At 71.8% G+C, this 17,271-nt stretch carries 17 protein-coding genes; 8 read left to right on the forward strand and 9 right to left on the reverse strand.

Translation table 11 applies throughout. The annotated features are described in order from the left end of the window. Window positions 1-129: 129 nt before the first annotated feature. The 5 genes from ACWD4A_RS27300 to ACWD4A_RS27320 form a co-directional block, all read right to left on the reverse strand. Window positions 130-1,782: an MFS transporter gene (locus ACWD4A_RS27300; RefSeq protein WP_451197955.1), complete on the reverse strand. Its 1,653-nt coding sequence runs from the start codon at window positions 1,780-1,782 to the stop codon at window positions 130-132. Window positions 1,783-1,785: 3 nt separating this feature from the next. Continuing rightward, window positions 1,786-2,373: an NADPH-dependent FMN reductase gene (locus tag ACWD4A_RS27305; RefSeq protein WP_451197957.1), complete on the reverse strand. Its 588-nt coding sequence runs from the start codon at window positions 2,371-2,373 to the stop codon at window positions 1,786-1,788. Between the two features lie 88 nt (window positions 2,374-2,461). Beyond that, complete coding sequence (locus tag ACWD4A_RS27310; RefSeq protein ID WP_451197959.1) at window positions 2,462-3,373, reverse strand: NADP-dependent oxidoreductase; 912 nt, start codon at window positions 3,371-3,373, stop codon at window positions 2,462-2,464. Window positions 3,374-3,506: 133 nt separating this feature from the next. Then, complete coding sequence (locus ACWD4A_RS27315) at window positions 3,507-3,974, reverse strand: nuclear transport factor 2 family protein (RefSeq protein ID WP_451197961.1); 468 nt, start codon at window positions 3,972-3,974, stop codon at window positions 3,507-3,509. 78 nt (window positions 3,975-4,052) lie between these two features. Beyond that, complete coding sequence (locus ACWD4A_RS27320) at window positions 4,053-4,676, reverse strand: hypothetical protein (RefSeq protein WP_451197962.1); 624 nt, start codon at window positions 4,674-4,676, stop codon at window positions 4,053-4,055. A gap of 167 nt (window positions 4,677-4,843) precedes the next feature. On the opposite strand from ACWD4A_RS27320, the gene ACWD4A_RS27325 reads away from it, so the two are divergent. Further along, the gene (locus ACWD4A_RS27325; RefSeq protein ID WP_451197964.1) at window positions 4,844-5,581 is read left to right on the forward strand and encodes an SDR family NAD(P)-dependent oxidoreductase; all 738 of its coding nucleotides are present in this window, start codon (window positions 4,844-4,846) and stop codon (window positions 5,579-5,581) included. A 78-nt stretch (window positions 5,582-5,659) separates the two neighbouring features. Here the strand turns inward: ACWD4A_RS27325 and ACWD4A_RS27330 are convergent, their stop codons facing one another. Genes ACWD4A_RS27330 through ACWD4A_RS27340 form a run of 3 tightly spaced genes read right to left on the reverse strand, consistent with a single transcriptional unit; the run spans window position 5,660 to window position 8,461 of the window. Beyond that, the gene (locus ACWD4A_RS27330) at window positions 5,660-6,448 is read right to left on the reverse strand and encodes an SDR family NAD(P)-dependent oxidoreductase (RefSeq protein ID WP_451197966.1); all 789 of its coding nucleotides are present in this window, start codon (window positions 6,446-6,448) and stop codon (window positions 5,660-5,662) included. Window positions 6,449-6,450: 2 nt separating this feature from the next. Next, window positions 6,451-7,635: an acyltransferase family protein gene (locus tag ACWD4A_RS27335; RefSeq protein ID WP_451197968.1), complete on the reverse strand. Its 1,185-nt coding sequence runs from the start codon at window positions 7,633-7,635 to the stop codon at window positions 6,451-6,453. A gap of 4 nt (window positions 7,636-7,639) precedes the next feature. Continuing rightward, a complete protein-coding gene (locus ACWD4A_RS27340) occupies window positions 7,640-8,461 on the reverse strand; it encodes a class I SAM-dependent methyltransferase (protein ID WP_451197969.1) in 822 nt (273 codons plus the stop codon). A 178-nt stretch (window positions 8,462-8,639) separates the two neighbouring features. Here ACWD4A_RS27340 and ACWD4A_RS27345 point away from each other — a divergent pair, with 178 nt between their 5' ends. Together ACWD4A_RS27345 and ACWD4A_RS27350 are read left to right on the forward strand one after the other, a co-directional pair. Then, window positions 8,640-9,785, forward strand: a complete 1,146-nt coding sequence (locus tag ACWD4A_RS27345) for a DegT/DnrJ/EryC1/StrS family aminotransferase (RefSeq protein ID WP_451197971.1) — start codon at window positions 8,640-8,642, stop codon at window positions 9,783-9,785. Between the two features lie 2 nt (window positions 9,786-9,787). Then, complete coding sequence (locus ACWD4A_RS27350; protein ID WP_451197973.1) at window positions 9,788-11,056, forward strand: DUF6365 family protein; 1,269 nt, start codon at window positions 9,788-9,790, stop codon at window positions 11,054-11,056. 70 nt (window positions 11,057-11,126) lie between these two features. On the opposite strand, the gene ACWD4A_RS27355 is transcribed toward ACWD4A_RS27350, so the two are convergent. Then, window positions 11,127-12,254 (reverse strand): glycosyltransferase, encoded by a 1,128-nt coding sequence (locus ACWD4A_RS27355; RefSeq protein WP_451197975.1) that lies wholly within the window; start codon window positions 12,252-12,254, stop codon window positions 11,127-11,129. A gap of 148 nt (window positions 12,255-12,402) precedes the next feature. Here ACWD4A_RS27355 and ACWD4A_RS27360 point away from each other — a divergent pair, with 148 nt between their 5' ends. The 5 genes from ACWD4A_RS27360 to ACWD4A_RS27380 all read left to right on the forward strand — a co-directional run bounded on the left by ACWD4A_RS27360 (window position 12,403) and on the right by ACWD4A_RS27380 (window position 17,262). After that, window positions 12,403-13,674, forward strand: coding sequence for a beta-ketoacyl-[acyl-carrier-protein] synthase family protein (locus ACWD4A_RS27360; protein ID WP_451197976.1), 1,272 nt, complete (start codon window positions 12,403-12,405; stop codon window positions 13,672-13,674). Further along, complete coding sequence (locus ACWD4A_RS27365) at window positions 13,671-14,930, forward strand: ketosynthase chain-length factor (RefSeq protein WP_451197977.1); 1,260 nt, start codon at window positions 13,671-13,673, stop codon at window positions 14,928-14,930. The genes ACWD4A_RS27360 and ACWD4A_RS27365 overlap by 4 nt, the downstream gene beginning before the upstream one ends. A 103-nt stretch (window positions 14,931-15,033) precedes the next feature. Next, window positions 15,034-15,537 (forward strand): flavin reductase family protein, encoded by a 504-nt coding sequence (locus tag ACWD4A_RS27370; RefSeq protein ID WP_451197978.1) that lies wholly within the window; start codon window positions 15,034-15,036, stop codon window positions 15,535-15,537. Window positions 15,538-15,578: 41 nt separating this feature from the next. Next, complete coding sequence (locus ACWD4A_RS27375; protein ID WP_451197979.1) at window positions 15,579-16,496, forward strand: MBL fold metallo-hydrolase; 918 nt, start codon at window positions 15,579-15,581, stop codon at window positions 16,494-16,496. Window positions 16,497-16,563: 67 nt separating this feature from the next. Further along, entirely contained in the window at window positions 16,564-17,262 is a 699-nt protein-coding gene (locus ACWD4A_RS27380; protein ID WP_451197981.1) for an antibiotic biosynthesis monooxygenase, read from the forward strand. Window positions 17,263-17,271 lie beyond the last annotated feature (9 nt).

The following is a 17,271-nucleotide window of genomic DNA, read 5'->3' on the forward strand; positions in this document are numbered from 1 at the left end:
ATCAGCACCGACAGCGGGTAATAGATCATCGGCTTGTCGTAGACGGGCAGGAGCTGTTTGGGCCCGGCGGACGATTTCCGTCCGCCGGGCCCCGAGCCGTTTCCACCGCCCGTCCCGGACGTCCCGCCGTCAGGCGTCGGCCCGTTCGGCCATCGCCCGTACCGGCCTTGCCCTGGTCCGTCCCGGCACCCCGGGCAGCAGGAAGGCCAGCAGGAACCCGACCAGCATCACCCCGGCGCCGGCCAGGAAGACCGTGCTCATCGCGTCGGCGATGCCGCTGATGACGGGTGCGGCGATGCGCTGGTCCGCGTGCAGCAGGAACGAGGTGTCGTCCAGGTCGATCGTGCCGCCGCTGTTGACCATGTCGAGGACCTGCCGGTTGGCCGGATTGCCGGTCACGGCGGGGTCGGTGACCGCCGCGCGGAACTGTTCGCCGTTCATGGCGCCCCTGACGGCTTCCCCGATCCGGGAGTTGGCCAGCGAGAACATGACGGAGAGGAACAGCGCCGTGCCGGCCGCGCCGCCGATGCCCCGGAAGAAGGAGTACGCGGCGCTGGACACACCCATGTCCTCCTTGCGGGAGTTGTTCTGCAGCGCGAGCAGGGTGACGGGGAAGCAGATGCCGACGCCCGCGCCGAGCAGATAGATCAGCGCTCCGACCAGCCAGAGCGACGACCCCGCGTCAAGGGTGGCCAGCAGGAACAGGGTGCCGGACACCAGCCCGAGCCCGAGGAGCAGGAACGCGCGGTACCGGCCCGACCTGTTGATCACCTTGCTGAAGCCGCGGCTGGTCGACAGCACGCCCGCCGTCTGAAGGATCAGCATGAGGCCCGCATCGCCGGGAGACTGCCCCTTGACCAGTTGGAGGTAGAGCGGCAGGAAGATCAGCGACCCGAACACGCCGACCCCGACGATCACATTGACCGCGTTGATCACCGCGAAGACGCGCTCGCGGAACAGGCGCATCGGGATGACGGCCGCGTCGCCCATCCTGCGCTCCGTCACGACGAACAGCACGAGCCCGGCCAGTCCCACGGCGAACATCGACAGCGACAGGGGCGAGCCCCAGCCCCAGTGCCGGCCCTGTTCCGCCACCACGAGGAACGGCCCGAGGCAGACCACGAGCCACACCGCCCCCAGGTAGTCGACGCGCTGCTCCCGGCGCTTGCCGGGCATCTTGAACAGCAGGCCGACCACGAGCAGGGCGAGGATGCCGATCGGGATGTTGATCAGGAACGCCCAGCGCCAGCCGTCGACGCCCAGCAGGGTGTCGGCACTGGCGAACAGACCGCCGACAGGCGGGCCCGCCACACCGGCGACGGCGGAGACCGACGAGAAATAGATCTGGTAGCGGGCCCTCAGCTCGGGGGTGAGGATGTCGCCCATGATGGCGAACGCGAGCGCGGCCAGTCCGCCACCGCCGACGCCCTGCACGGCGCGGAACGCCGCGAGCTGGTACATCGACGTCGCCAGGCCGCACAGCAGCGACCCGGCCAGGAAGATCACGATCGACGCCATGTACAGGCGCTTGCGGCCGTAGAGGTCGGAGAGCTTGCCGAACAGCGGCGTCGCGATCGTCGCGGTGACAAGGTACGCCGTGGTGGCCCACGCCTGCAGAGTCTGGCCGTGCAGCTGGTCGGCGATCGTCCGCATGGACGCCGAGACGATCACGAAATCCAGGGCGGAGAGCATCAGCCCGAGCATCAGCCCCACGATGATCATCATGATCGCCCGGTTGTCCGGCGTGCCGGGAGCCTTCGCCGGGTCGCGTACCTCGCTCACGGCTCAGGCCTCGTACGGGCGGACCGCGCGGCCCTCGCGCAGGGTGATCCCCCACCAGGCGAGCTGGTCCAGCAGCACGGTGGCCGCCTTCGCGGTGGTCTCCTCGTCGTACGGCCGGCCCTCGTCGTCGAAGCGCTCCCAGGCGTTGTGGAAGCTCACGGTGTCGCGCAGCGTGACGGCGTGGAGCTCGGCGAACACCTGCCGCAGCTGCTCGACGGCACGGTGGCCGCCCGCCATGCCGCCGTAGGAGACGAAGCCCACGGGCTTGGCGCGCCACTCGCTGTAGACGTAGTCGACGGCGAGCTTGAGAGAGGCCGGGTAGCCGTGGTTATACTCCGGCGTGATCACCACATAGGCGTCGGCCCAGCCGATGCGCTCGGCGAGGCGGGCGCCGTCGGCGGACGGCCCCGCGGGGTCGAGCGTGAGCTTCAGCTCCTCCACGAGGGCCGGCTCGGACAGGTCGATGAGCCGGAACTCCATGTCGCCACGGCGGCGGGCCTGGGCCAGGAACCACTCGGCGATCTTGTCCGCAAAGCGTCCCGTGCGGACACTGCCGAGCAGCACGGCGACCTTCAGCGGGTTACTGGACATGACGGAACCTCATATTCGTCTTCGGCAAGGGCGGTCGGGGGCGGTGGTCGGCCGTGGCCGGCCCGTCGCGCGGGCCGGCCACGGGTGCTCAGTCGGTCAGCAGGACGACCTTGCCCCGGCCGTGACCACGCTCCAGCTCCTGGTGCGCCACGGCCGCGTCGGCCAGCGGGAAGGTCGTGCGGATGTGGATGCGCAGCTCGCCCTTCGCGACCAGGTCCGCGAGTTCGGCCAGCCGGGCGGCGGAGCGCTGGCTGCCGATCCAGCGCACGCCGAGCTCCGCGAACGCCTCGTGGGCGAAGATGGTGCCGACCCGGTCCTTGTCCGCCACCAGCTCGGCGGCCACGCGCAGGCCGTCGGCGCTCGCCGTGTCGAGGGCCGCGTCGATCCCCTCCGGTGCGGCGGCCCGGACGCGGTCGATCAGGCCCTCGCCGTAGGTGACGGGCACGGCGCCCAGCTCACGCAGGTACGCGTGGTTGTCCTCCTGCGCCGTGGCGATCACCTTGGCACCCCGGCGCACCGCCAGCTGCACCGCGACGGTGCCCACCCCGCCCGCGCCGCCGTTGATCAGTACGGTCTCGCCCTCGGCGACCCGGAGCAGCTCGATCGCCGTGTGCGCCGTCTGCCCGGAGGCGGACAGGCAGCCGGCGACCTCCCACGGCACACCGGCGGGCTTGGCGACGATCTGGTCGGCCGGCACGACGACGTATTCGGCGTAGGTGAGCTGGGTGCGGTAGCCGAGCACCTCGTCGCCCGGTGCGAAGCCGGTCACGTCCTCGCCCACCTGGTCCACGACACCGGCGAAGTCACCGCCGGTGATGTGCGGGAAGGTGATCGTGAAGCCCGGCGGGTTCCAGCCCGCGCGCACGGCGCAGTCGGTCGGCTGGGCACCGGCCGCCTTCACCCGGACCCGCACCTCACCGGGGCCGGCCTCGGGGGCAGGGACCTCGATGAGCTCCAGGACCTCCGGTCCGCCGAACGCGTGGAAACCGGCAGCCTTCATTGCCAACACCCTCTCCAGAAAAATCACTTGATGATCGGTGAGCCCGTTGCGAGAAGCTCAAAGGGAAGGTAAAACCTCAACTCAAGTTGAGGTCAATGCCCTTGATGACCTGGCCTGATTTACGGCTTGATCTTTACGGTCGGGGCCCGGCCGCGGCGGCGGTGCCGTCGCGCCGCAGGCTGCGGTGGCGCACCAGCCAGCGGCCGTCGAGGCTGACGAGCCGGTCCCGGCACACCACGCTGGCGGTGATGTCGAGCGGCTGGTTCAGGCCCGTGCGCAGGGTGAGCGCGTAGGTACGGGTGTGCAGGCTGCCGTCCGGCTGCGGGCGGACGTCGAGCATGCCGGTCCAGTGCCGGAAGTCGGTCCGCTCCGCGACGAGCCGGTCCCGGTGCCCCCGGGCCAGGGCGCCGAGCACCGAGCGCCCGACGGCCGGCCGGTCGGGCGCGGCGGCGTCCTGGAAGACGGCGTCCTCGGTGAAGGTGGCGGCCCACTCCTCCGCCCGCCCCTGGTCGAGCAGGCCCATCTGGCGGGCGTAGAACTGCTCGATCCCTGCATACAGCTCCGCGGTCACATAGAGGTCCGCACGGAGTTCGCTGCCCATCCGGGCCGCCTTTCTGGTGAGTGGTCACTGCCCCGGGCACCGGACGGCATCCGCCCGTCCGGTACCCGGGGCCGGGGGTCAGCGGACCTGCGTGCTGGACAGCTGCACCGGCTTGGCCGGGTCCGGGTAGCACTGGGCGGGCTTGAAGTCGTTGATCGCCGTGTCGAGCGTCCGCAGGGACAGACCCGGGTCGTCGAAGCCGGTGCCACCCGCCGAGGTGACCAGGGTTCCCGTGGCCGGAGCCGTCACCTGCGCCTCGATCGCGGGCAGTTCGAAGGTCTGGCCGCCGTAGAACGGGCCGCTGGCCTTCAGCGTCAGCTGGTCGCCGTCGACCACCACGGACTGCCGGGAGTCGCCCAGGTTCTTGCCGCCCGACAGGTGGTATCCGACGAGCCGGGTGCCGCTGGGCAGCTTCACCTTGACGGCCATGTCCCGGACCTCCTTCTGATAGGCCGGGTTGAGGGTGAGCGTGCCCTGGCCGTACTTCACGGTGAAGCGCTCGTTCGGGTGCACCGTGGCAGGGGCGGTGACGTCGAAGGCACGGTTGCTCCCGTACTGGCTCCACTGGCCGTTCTCCTGCACCCGGCACAGGAAGGGGACCGACGCCGGGGCGGCGGACGCCGGGACGGACGCGGCCGTCGCACCGGCCAGAACGAGGGACACGACGACACCGGTTCGGCGCACTGCGGTCTTGCGGATCAAGGCTTTCCTCCACGTTCGGGCTGCCTCCGACGGGCAGCGTGAGAACGCTAGGGACGAGCCCTGGAAGACCGCTCGAACAGCGCACTCGAACGGCTCTTGAGCGAGGTGAGACCGCCGCAGCACAGGCTGCGCCCCATGAACCGTCCTATGGGGAGCAGGGGTTACAGGTGGAACTGAAGGGCAGAGTCGCCGTCGTCACCGGCGGCACCAAGGGACTGGGGCTCCGGATCACCGAGGTGTTCGTCGCCGCGGGGGCCCGGGTGGTCGCGGCGGGCCGCGACGCGGAGCAGGCCGCCGGGGCACTGGCGCCGTTCGGGGAACGGGCGGTGTTCCAGCAGGCCGACGTGCGGGACGCGGCCTCGGTACGCACGTTGATGACGGCCGCCGCCGAGCGGTTCGGGGCGATCGACATCGTGGTGGCCAACGCGGGCGTGAGCCGCCCGGGACCGGTGGCACAACTGTCCGCCGACGACTGGGCCGCCTCGGTCGACACCAACGTCAACGGCCTCTTCCACTGCGTCCAGGCGGCCGTACCGCACCTGGAGCGCAGCGAGGCGGGCAGGATCATCACCCTCTCCTCCGCCCTGGGCAGCCGGCCCACCCGGGGCGCGGCGGGGTACTGCGTGAGCAAGGCCGCGGTCGAGATGTTCACCAAGGTCGCCGCGCTGGAGCTGGCGCCGAAGGGCATCACCGTCAACTGCCTTTCGCCGGGCTTCATCGACGAGGGCATGGGCAAACTGCTCAAGCGGAACGAGGCGGTGTGGCGGCTCTACGAGCCGAAGGTGGCACTGGGGCGCATGGGCAGAGGGGACGAGGTCGCCGGCGCCGCCCTCTATCTCGCGGCAGACAGCGGCTCGTACGTCAACGGCCATGTGCTGGAGGTCAACGGCGGTCTGAGCTGGTGAGGAAGCGGACGGCCCGGCACGGGTGAAGGGGGGCGGCTCCGAGCGAGCCGCCCCCCTTCACCCGTGTGCCGTTCCGCGTCAGGCGCCACCGGTGACGTGGATGTCCTGGCCGGTGATGCCCGTGTTGGCGGCGGAGCCGAGGAACACCACGGTCCGGGCGACCTCCGCCGCGTCCAGCAGCCGTCCGAGCGGGGAGCGCGCTGCGTAGCGGTTCACGATGCCCGAACTGGCGGCCATGCGCTCCTCGTTCCGGAACGTGCGGGTGAGACCGGGCACCACGACGTTGGACAGGATGTCCCCGTCACGTCCCAGGCTGAAGGCCGTGCTCCGGGAGAAGCCGTGGAGCGCCGCCTTCGCCGCGGCGTAGAACTCCGCTCCGATCCGGCCCTCGTCGGTCTCCAGGGCCCCCTCGTCCACCAGGCTCGACGACAGGTGCACGATCCGGCCCCAGCCACGTTCCCGCATGCCGGGCGCGACCAGCCGGGTCAGGTCCATGGCGCCCTCGACGTTGTCGCGCAGCTTCCCGCGCCAGTCGTCCTCGACGTCCTCGAACCGGTCGCCGGGCGGGCGGAACCCGAACGGGCGCAGCGCGTTGTTGACCAGCACGTCGATCCGGCCGGTCCGGTCGAGGACCGTGTCCCTGAGTGCCATGGCCGACGCCGGGTCGCCCAGGGTGTAAGGGGCCGCGAAGGCCTTTCCTCCGGCGGCCGTGACCTCCTCGGCCGTGGCATGGGCGTCGCCCGGCCGCGCCCGGTAGCCGACGACGACATGGGCGCCCTCGGCGCCGAAGGCGCGGGCGATCTCCCGCCCCATGCCGCCGGACGCCCCCGTGACGATCACGGTGCGGTCCTTGAGTCCCAGGTCCATCTTCAGCTCCTCGTCTCGGTGAGTACGGGGTCCGGGCGGTGGGAGCCGGACCGCTCCTTGCGGCGCGAGCCGCCGAGCCGGCGCATGGCCGGGATCTCCACACCGCGGTACAGGCCCCAGGCCACCGCGAGCGTGAGCGCGAACGTCAGGGCGATCATGCCGAGGGCGGGCAGGGTGCTCCAGGTACGCCCCGGGACGCGGCCCATCGGGCCGTACGTCATCACCAGCATGTGCACCATGTAGAAGGCGAAGGACAGATCCCCCAGCAGCACCGGCACCTTGCCGCGAAGCCAGGAACGGCGGCCTTCCAGGTCGGCCGCGGCACCGGCGGCCACGACGAGCGCGAGCGGGAGCACGGTCGGCGCCACGATGCCGTACGCGTCGGGAAGCCAGACGGTCAGGGCGTAGCCGGGCACCAGCGTGAACAGCGCGGCGTTCAGGCTCAGGGGGATCCAGCGCCCCGTGCTGACGATCCGGGCCATCACGATGCCGAGGGCGAATTCCAGCAGCCGGGTCAGCGGCAGGCAGTAGACGAACCAGTACTGGTGCCAGGAGATGGGGTAGTACGGCATCTTCGGGTCCGTCGGCAGCAGCCGCGAGACCGCGGCGACGGCCACGACGCCCGCGAGGAGCAGTCCGGCCCACCACCACAGCCCGGCCGCGGGGATCTTCCGGATCCAGCGCACCAGCCAGGGGAACGACAGGTAGAACAGCAGCTCCGCCGACAGCGACCAGCTCGGGCCGTTGGTACCGAAGAGGACGTCCTCCACCGGGAACCAGGCCTGGACCAGGAAGAACGAGGCCACCGTGTTGTCGGCCGTCGCCGCGTAGCCGCCGATCCAGACCATCAGGGCCAGCCCCGCCGCCCAGGTCACCAGGTGGTTGGGGTAGATCTTCGCCAGGCGCCGCCGCCAGAACGTCAGCGGCCGGTCGGTGTCCCGGGCCGACCAGGTCAGGACGAAGCCGCTGAGGACGAAGAAGAACCCCACGCCGACGAAGCCGAGCTTGGAGACATAGGTGACCAGCCACGAGCCGAGCGCCTGGTCGTCGAAGATCCCGTAGACGGCCGCGTGGCAGACGAACACCAGCAGCGCCGCCACGAAGCGCATGCCGGTCAGGGTCGGGAGGCGGGAGCCGAGCGCGGACCGCCCCTCGCCGGAGGCGGCCCGCCGGTCCAGATCTGACATGGACCTACGCCTCGGACTTCCGGCCCACGGCGATCACATAGCCGAGCACCTGGCTCTCCAGCACGCCGACCTTGGACAGCATCGCCTTGAACCCGTCCGCGAACTCCTGGCCACCGCGCTCGGCGATGTAGGCGTACTTCTCGTCCAGCACCTCGGGGATGCGGGCCGCGGACCGGTGCAGATGGGGGGTCGCGTCCTCGAACCGGCCGATCTCGAACCCGGCGTCGAGGAGCAACTGCCGGTAGCCGTCCAGGGTCGGCAGCGCCTCGACGGTGAAGCCCTCCTGCAGGGCGGCCCGCTGCTCCGCCGACAGGACGGTCCGCTCCGCGTAGTCCGAGAGGACGAAGCGGCCGCCGGGGACCAGCACGCGGGCGATCTCCCGGAGCGCCTTCGGCCGGTCGGACATATACATGATGGCCTCGGAGGCCCACACCGCGTCGAAGGAACGGTCCGGGTACGGCAGCGCCATACCGTCCGCCTGCTCGAACGTGACCTGCCCGGTGACCCCGGCCTCCGCGGCGAGCTTCTCGCCCTGCCGGACCTGCTCGGCGCTCACGTTGACGCCCACGACCCGCGCGCCGGTCACCTGGGCGGCCCGGACGGCGGGACGGCCGAAACCACAGCCGACATCGAGGAGACGGGATCCGGCCGTCAGCTCCGCGGCCTCGATCATCACCTCGGTGTGGCGCTCCTTGGGGTCGGTGCCCGGTGCCTCGTCGTCGAAGTAGCCGATGTGCAGGTTGAAGCCGTTCAGGCCGAACAGCCAGCTGCGGTCGTCGAAGTACTCGCCCACTTCGTCGGCCGTCTTGGATTCGTACGTCGTCATGACCAGATACCTCGCTCCGGGGAAAGTCCGATGCCGCACACGCTGCTCAGTGCCTCTCGAAGGCGGCTAGAGGCGGCCTCCACGGCGGGTGGCCCGGGGTGTTCCAGCGGCCCTCGAACCCCCGTCGAGCCCGCGTGCGGACAATCGCGGCCATCAGTCCGGCTCAGAGGGGACCACCGTGATACATCTGTTCCAACCGCAGACCGGCGACGAGGAACTGGCAGCCGTGGCCGAGGTGTTCGCCGACAAATGGCTCGGCCACGGCCCGCGCACCAAGGCGTTCGAGTCGGAGTTCGCCGACCACCTCGGGGTGCCGGCCGAACAGGTCGTCTTCCTCAACTCCGGTACGGCCGGGCTCTTCCTGGCCCTGGAGTGCCTGGACCTCCGGGAAGGGGACGAGGTGGTGCTCCCTTCGGCAAGCTTCCTCGCGGCCGCGAACGCCGTGCTCGCCGCCGGGGCCCGCCCGGTGTTCTGCGACGTCGATCCCCGCACCCTCAACCCGACGGCAGCCCACGTGGAGAGCGCGCTCACCCCGCGCACCAAGGCGGTGATCGCGCTCCACTACGGCGGCTTCCCCGGCGACATCGAGGCCATCGCACGGCTGTGCCGCGAGCGGGGCGTGACCCTGGTCGAGGATGCCGCCTGCTCCGTCGCCTCCCGCGTGGGCGGCAAGGCGGTGGGCACCCTCGGCGATGTGGCCATGTGGAGCTTCGACGCGATGAAGGTGCTGGTCACGGGGGACGGCGGCATGCTGTACGCCCGCGATCCGCAGGTCGCCGCACGGGCGCGCCGCCTCGCCTACCACGGCCTCACCCAGTCCAGCGGCTTCGGCCACGCCAAGGTCTCGCACCGTTGGTGGGAGCTGGACGTCCCCGAGATCGGCCGCCGCGTCATCGGCAACGACCTGACCGCGGCGATCGGCCGGGTGCAGCTGCGCCGCCTCCCCGGGTTCGTGGCGCGCCGCCGGCAGATCACCGAGCTCTACGACCGCGAGCTGGCGGGCGCCGAAGGCATCGAGACGCCCCCGCCGCTGCCCGGGGGGCACGCGTCCACCTACTACTTCTACTGGGTCCAGATGGACGCGGCCGTGCGTGACGAGGTGGCGGGCGAGCTCCTCGCCGCGGGCATCTACACCACCGTCCGCTACGCCCCCTTGCACAAGGTCGCGGCCTACGGGGCGCAGGACCAGGTGCTGCCGGGCTCCGACACCGCCGCGGACCGCACCCTGTGTCTTCCGCTGCACCCGGGGCTGTCCGACGACGATGTCCGGACGGTCGCGGCCGCCCTGCGCAAGGCCGTCGACGCGCGACGCCCGGGGAAGTGACCATGCGTCTTCTCTTCCTCGCCGCTCTCGCCAAGACCCTGCACGAGGTGACCATCGGCCTCGACCTCGCGGAGCAGCTGGCCGACGCCGGTGTCACGAGCCACTTCGTGGTCAACCCGTACAACGAGGCGCAGCTCCGCGCGGCACAGACGCCGTACACGCTGGTGGAACCGGAGCTCGGTGACGGTGTACGCGACGTCGTCACCGATGTCGTCAGGGAGTTCCGGCCGGACGCGATCGTCCTGGTCGACTATCTGGCGCACTGGATGACCTTCAAGGTCGGCTACCGGACCGACCCGTGGTTCGTGGAGGAACTGGGGCTGCCCGTCATCCCGCTCGACCTGTACGACCTGGAGAGCACCAGCCGCCGCGTCGAGATCCTGGGCACCACCATGGAGGTCGACGACAACCTGCTGCGCATGCCGGTGCAGCTGCTGCCGGTCCCCATGAACCGCCCGCGGGTCACCGCCTCGGGCCGGGGCCTTCCCTACCGGGCGAACCGTACGATCCGCCCGGCGACGGCGGCGGCCCGCGCCGAGGTCCGCCGGTCCGCCGGCCTGGGGGACGGACAGCGGCTCCTGATGGTGCCGACGCTGCCCTGGCAGCAGCTGATGCAGGTGCACGCGGCGGAACCGACCCGTGAGCTGGCCACGCGGCTGCCCGAGCTGCTGGGCCACTACCTGGGGCTGCTGCCGGACGACACCCACTTCCTCATGACCGGGCCGATGTTCGACGGTTTCGGCCGTCTGCCGTCGGAGCGCGTGCACCACCGTCCCGACTGCACGGCGCAGGAATACCACCGGCTGCTCGCCGCGGCCGACGGAGTGTTCTCCTTCCACCTGCCGAGCTATGCGCTGGAGCGGGCCGTCCTCGCGGACGTACCGGGCATGCTGGCCGTGAACAACCATCCCGTGGCCGGGGCGGCGGACCTCACCGGCCTGGACACCGCGCTGGGCGGGATCGGCCCCGCCGTCCGCGGCTGGCTGGCCGACCACCCCGGCCCACTGCCCGATTTCCACATGTGGCCACTGCGCTGGAACGAGGTCCTGCGCCCCCTGCTGGAGGACAACCCGTTCACCGAGAGCCTCTCGCGTGCCGAGATCCTGGACGAGCGCGCCGTCGTCGACGGCCTCGAACGCCTGCTGTACGACCCGGTGGAGCGCGATCGGCTGGCGGCCGCCCGAGCCTGCTACCTCGACGGTGTGAACGCCCTCCCGGACACCGCGGAGATGTTCACCGAGGCCGTGCGGCGCCTGGGCATCGACGGCTAGCGGCAGCGCCGCCGCGGGGTGCCGCCCCTCCACCGGGGGGACGGCACCCCGCACAGGCCGGACGGACCGTTCACCCGGCCAGCGCCTCCAGGTCGCCCACCACCTCGGCGGGCAGGGCCAGTTGGGCCATCTCGGCGGCGACCTCGCGTGCCCGGTCGCGGTAGGTTCCGTCCTCCAGCACCTCCCGGCAGGCCTCGGCGATGTTCTCCGGGGAGTCGTCCTCGGGGCGCACCATCTTCGCCGCCCCGTACGCGTCCAGCCGCTCCGTGTAGCCCGTGACGTAGGGCAGGTAGGGAATCAGGACCTGGGGCACCCCGGCCGCCATGCCGCCCAGCACGGTGTTGCCGCCCGCGTGGCTCACCACCAGGTCGCAGGTGCGGGCCACCGCATCGAGCGGTATCCAGCCGGCGACCACGTTCTCCGGCAGCGGCCCCAGTTCCTCCACGACGCTGTCCGGCGCCGCGACCAGGACCTCCGCATCGAGCGCGGCCACCTTCTCCACCAGGCCGGACAGGATCCCGAAGTCCGACTCGCGGGTGACCCGGCTGCCCGCGCTGACCAGTACCCGGGCCCGCTCCCCCTTGGTGAACATCCAGGGCTGCAGGGGACGCTGTGCCGTGTAGGGGACGTACCTCATCAGCCGCGCGGGCGGCGCGTCGGCCGTGCGCAGCGACGGCGGGCAGGTGTCGATGAACAGGCGTGCGCCGGGCGGCTCGTACAGGCCCAGGCTCTCCAGTTCCGGACCGAGTTCGGCCGCCGCCGCGAGGTCGATCGTGCGCGGCTCGCCCATGTCGACGGCATGCTTCACATAGGGCACGCCCGCGTAGGCGGCGGCGAGCGGTCCGGCGAAGGCGAGCGCGCCGCCCACCACCACGTCCGGCCGCCAGCGGTCGATGAGCGCCTTGAGCCCGTCGAGGCAGGCGGCCGCGTACCGGCCGAAGCACCGGCCGTTGAACAGGTAGCGCTCGTGCAGATCCTCCGGGATGGACTGGAACACACCGCGCCGGTCGTAGAGGAAGTCCTTCATCGTCTTCGAGGTCACCGCATGCCCCGGGACGCCTGCCCCGTTGATGACGCGCATGCAGTCCTCCGGAGCCGTCATCACCACCTCGTGACCGGCGTTCCTGGCGGCCTGGGCCAGCGGGACGAGGGAGAAGATGACGCCCGACGTGCCGCCTGCCACAAACAGAATCTTCATGGGGGCACGGTGCTCCCCCCCGTTCGTCGTCGGCTCGAACCGGCCTCGACGAGCCCGCGTCGAGCGGTTCTCCAGCGCCGTCGAGGACGGTCGCTACCGCGCCGTGCTGCCGGCACGGCCGAAGGATCGATCTGTGAAGGACACCCCAATGAGCCGACGCGTCGTCATCACGGGAATCGGCGTGGTCGCACCCGGAGGTGTGGGCACCAAGGAGTTCTGGTCCCAGCTCACCTCCGGCACCACCGCGACCCGCGCCATCAGTCTCTTCGACGCCTCTCCCTTCCGTTCGCGCATCGCGGCGGAGGCGGATTTCGACGCCCTCGCCCACGGTTTCACCGAGGAGGAGGCACGGCGGCTGGACAGAGCCGCCCAGTTCGCGATCGTCAGCGCCGACGAGGCGCTGCGCGACAGCGGGCTCGCCACCTCCGAGCTCGACCCCACCCGCACCGGCGTCACGCTCGGCAGCGCGGTCGGCTGCACCACGAGTCTGGACACCGAGTACGACGCCGTGAGCCGGGGCGGCAGCACCTGGCAGGTCGACCACACGCTGGCCGTCCCGCACCTCTTCGACTATTTCGTGCCCAGCTCGATGGCGGCCGAGGTGGCCTGGCGGACCGGTGCCCAGGGACCGGTCTCCCTGGTCTCCACCGGCTGCACCTCGGGCCTCGACTCCATCGGCCACGCGGTCGAGCTGATCCGCGAGGGCAGCGCCGACGTGATGATCGCCGGGGCCACCGAGGCCCCGATCTCACCCATCACCGTCGCCTGCTTCGATGCCATCAAGGCCACCTCGCCGCGCAACGACGAGCCGGAGACCGCGTCCCGGCCCTTCGACGCCTCCCGCAACGGCTTCGTACTCGGCGAGGGATCGGCCGTGCTCGTCCTGGAGGAGTTCGAGAGCGCGCGCCGCCGCGGTGCCCACGTCTACGCCGAGATCTCCGGGTTCGCCAGCCGCTGCAACGCCTACCACATGACGGGACTGCGCCCCGACGGCCGGGAGATGGCGGAGGCCATCACCGTGGCCCTGGACGAGGCGCGGCTCGACCCCACCGCCATCGACTACGTCAACGCCCACGGTTCGGGCACCAAGCAGAACGACCGCCACGAGACCGCGGCCTTCAAGCGCAGCCTCGGACAGCACGCGTACGACGTGCCGGTCAGCTCCATCAAGTCCATGATCGGCCACTCGCTCGGCGCCATCGGCTCCCTGGAAGTCGCCGCCAGCGCCCTGGCCATCGAGCACAACACCGTGCCGCCCACGGCCAACCTGCACACCCCGGACCCCGCCTGCGACCTGGACTACACCCCCCTCGTCGCCCGCGAGCAGCGCACGGACACCGTCCTCAGCGTCGGCAGCGGCTTCGGGGGCTTCCAGAGTGCCGTGATCCTGACCCGCCCCCGCCTGGGAGATGCCGCATGACCACCGCCACCACGCCCCGGCCCGCGTCCGGCAGCACCGCCCCGACCGCCGCGTCCGTGGTCACGGGCATCGGCGTCACCGCCCCGAACGGCCTGGGCACCGACGCCTGGTGGCAGGCCGTGCTGCGCGGCGAGAGCGGCATCCGCCGCGTCACGCGCTTCGACCCGGCGCAGTACCCGGCCACGCTCGCCGGGGAGGTGCCGGGCTTCGACCCCGCCGAGCACGTCCCGAGCCGGCTGCTGCCGCAGACCGACCACATGACCCGGCTCGCGCTCACCGCGGCGCAGGAGGCTCTGACCGACGCCGGAGTGGACCCCGCCGAACTGCCCGAGTACGCGGGCGGCGTCATCACGGCCTCGTCCGCCGGGGGCTTCGAATTCGGCCAGCGCGAGCTGCAGGCGCTGTGGAGCAAGGGCGGCCGGCACGTCAGCGCGTACCAGTCCTTCGCCTGGTTCTACGCCGTCAACACCGGCCAGATATCGATCAAGAACAATCTGCGCGGCCCCAGCGGCGTGCTCGTCACCGAGCAGGCCGGTGGACTCGACGCGGTGGCCCAGGCGCGCCGCCAACTGCGCAAGGGCGTCCAGCTGCTGATCACCGGGGGCGTGGACTCCGCCCTGTGCCCGTGGGGATGGGCCGCCCACCTGGCCGCCGACGGGCTGAGCACGAGCGACGACCCCGACCGGGCGTTCCTGCCCTTCTCCCCCGACGCCGACGGCCATGTGGCCGGCGAGGGCGGAGCGCTGCTCGTCCTGGAGAACGCGGACCACGCGGCACGGCGGGGCGCCCAGGTGTACGGAGCGGTCGAGGGCTACGCCGCGACGTTCGACCCGGCACCCGGCACCGGGGGCGGCAGCCGGCTGCGCGCCGCCGCCGAACTCGCCCTGGACAACGCGGGAGTGAGCCCGCAGGAGGTCGACGTGGTGTTCGCCGACGCGGCCGGGGAGCGCGCGGCCGACCGGACGGAGGCGGAGGCCATCGCGGGCATCTTCGGTGCGCACGGCGTCCCCGTGACGGCGCCCAAGACCATGACCGGGCGGCTCGCGGCGGGCGGGGCGTCCCTGGACCTGGCCGCCGCGCTGCTCGCCCTGCGCGACCAGGTCATCCCCCCGACCCGCAACGTGACCGGAACGGCCGCGGACTGCCCGGTGGCGCTGGTCACCGAGGCACGGCCCGCCGAGCTGCGCACGGCGCTGGTCCTCGCCCGGGGCCGGGGCGGCTTCAACTCCGCCATGGTGGTCCGCTCCGCCGCCTGACGCCGGGCCCCGCCCCGGACGCCGACCGTCCCGGCGGCGCGCGGCCGGGGCCCGCGCCGAGGCCGCGGCAGCCGCTTCGCCCATCCCACAGTCAGGAGGACCGTTGCCCACCATCGACCCCGCCGAGTTCACCGACGCCATGGCGCGTGTACCCGCCCCGGTCACCATCGTCACCACGGTGGACCCGGCCGGACGCCGCTGGGGCTTCACCGCCAGCTCCTTCACCTCGCTGTCACTGGACCCGCCGCTGGTTCTCGTCTGCCCGGCCAAGTCGGCCTCCTGCCACGACGCGTTCGTCTCGGCGGAGCGGTTCCTGGTCAACGTCCTGACACCGGAGCACGCCGCCGTCGCGGGCCGCTTCGCCCGGTCCGGGCACGACAAGTTCGGCGGCGGTCCGATGGAACCGTGCGAGTCCGGCCTGCCCGGACTGCCCGATGCGACGGCCCGGCTCGACTGCGCCCTGCACGACGTCCTGGACGGCGGCGACCACAGCATCCTGATCGGCCGGGTGGAGTCCGTCCACGTGGGCACCGCCGAGCCGATGGTCTACTACCACCGCGCCTTCACCCGGCCCGCCGCCGTCCCGGCACTGGCGCACACACCATGAGGGCCTGCCACGGCAGTCGCCTTCGCACCCAGGAGACCTACGTGCCCGATCTCTCCCCTTCAGCCGCGCGCCTGCACGAAGTGGCGGAGGACGTCCATGCCTACATCCAGCCCGACGGCGGCTGGTGCCTCAACAACGCGGGTCTCATCACCGCCGGCGACCGGCCCGCGCTCATCGACACGGCGGCCACGTACGCCCGCGCCGAGGCCCTGCGGGAGGCGGTCCGCGGCGTGACCCCGCACGCGCCCCGCTACGTGGTCAACACCCATCCGCACGGCGACCACACCTTCGGCAACCGGCTCTTCGCCGAGCACGCGGTCGTCGTGGCGCACGAGGCCACGCGCGCCGAGATGGACCTGGCGGGGCTGCACCTGACCGGCCTCTGGCCCGACGTCTGCTGGGGCGACATCGCCGTCGAGCTGCCCGGCCTGACCTTCCGCGACCCGGTCACGCTCCACCTCGGGGACGTGACGGCGGAGCTGATGCACCTCGGCGTCGCCCACACCACGAACGACACGGTGGTCTGGCTGCCGGAGCAGCGCGTGCTGTTCACCGGGGACATCGTGATGTCCGGTGCCACGCCGTTCTGTCTCACCGGCTCGCTCGCGGGCTCGCTCGACGTCATCGAGAAGCTGCGGGGCCTGGCGCCCCGGGTCGTCGTCCCCGGACACGGCCCGGTCGGCGGCCCCGAACTCCTCGACACCACCGCCGCGTACCTGCGGTGGGTCCAGGGGCTGGCCGCTCAGGGGCTGGCCGCCGGTCTTTCCCCGCTCGGCACGGCGCGGGAGGCGGACCTGGGCGAGTTCGCCGCGCTGCTGGACAGCGAGCGTCTGGTGCCCAACCTCCATCGCGCCTTCGCCGAGGCCCGGGGCGCCGTGCCCGGCCACCGTCTCGACATCGAGGAACTGTTCTCGGACATGGTCACCTTCCACGGCGCCCTGCCTGCCTGCGCCGCCTGAACGGACCGTGTCACCGCACCACCGAACGGCCGTCCGTCCGGACGGAATCGCACCCGGAAAGGGAATCATGGTCCTCATCAACCCCGGCAACGGTCACTTCACCGCCATCGAGCTGTTCACCACCGAAACCCGGGACGATCAAGAGCGTTTGGTCGCGGCCCTGCGGGAGGGCACCGGCGCCACGGACTCCCCCGGCTGGGTCTCCTCCACCGTCCACGCCGGCATCGGCCGCCCCGGCGCGGCCGACTTCACCCAGTGGAGCAGCGCCGAGGAGATGGAGGCGCACTACGCCACCGCCGCCCGCCGGTGGGAGTCGCAGCCGGCTCTGCGCGGGCTGATCACCGGCGCCACTCTGCTGACGGGGAAGGTGGTCTCGTCCCAGAACGCCTCTCCCGACGACGAACGCGTCGAACTGTCCCCGTCGCGGGACGACTTCACGGGGATCGCGGTCATGGGCGTGGCACCGGAGAACCAGGGTGAGCTCATCGCGGAGCTGACCCGTCCGCGCGACGAGTGGGTCGACCTGTTGCAGGGGTACCGCACCCACAGCGTGCTGCGCGGCCTGGACGGCACGTTCGTCGTCAACTACGCGCAGTGGGACAGCGAGGACGCCTACTGGGGGTTCCACAAGGTGCCCGAGGAGCAGTGGCCGCTCGACATCCGCGCGTCCCGGGACCGGGCCCGCGCCATGACGGTGTCGTCCGCGGCCAACACCTACCGCGTGGTCTCCTCGCGTTCCGCGTCCTACGTGGCTTCCGCCGCCTGACGGCCGGAG

It is taken from the genome of Streptomyces sp. NPDC002537 (assembly GCF_053594975.1).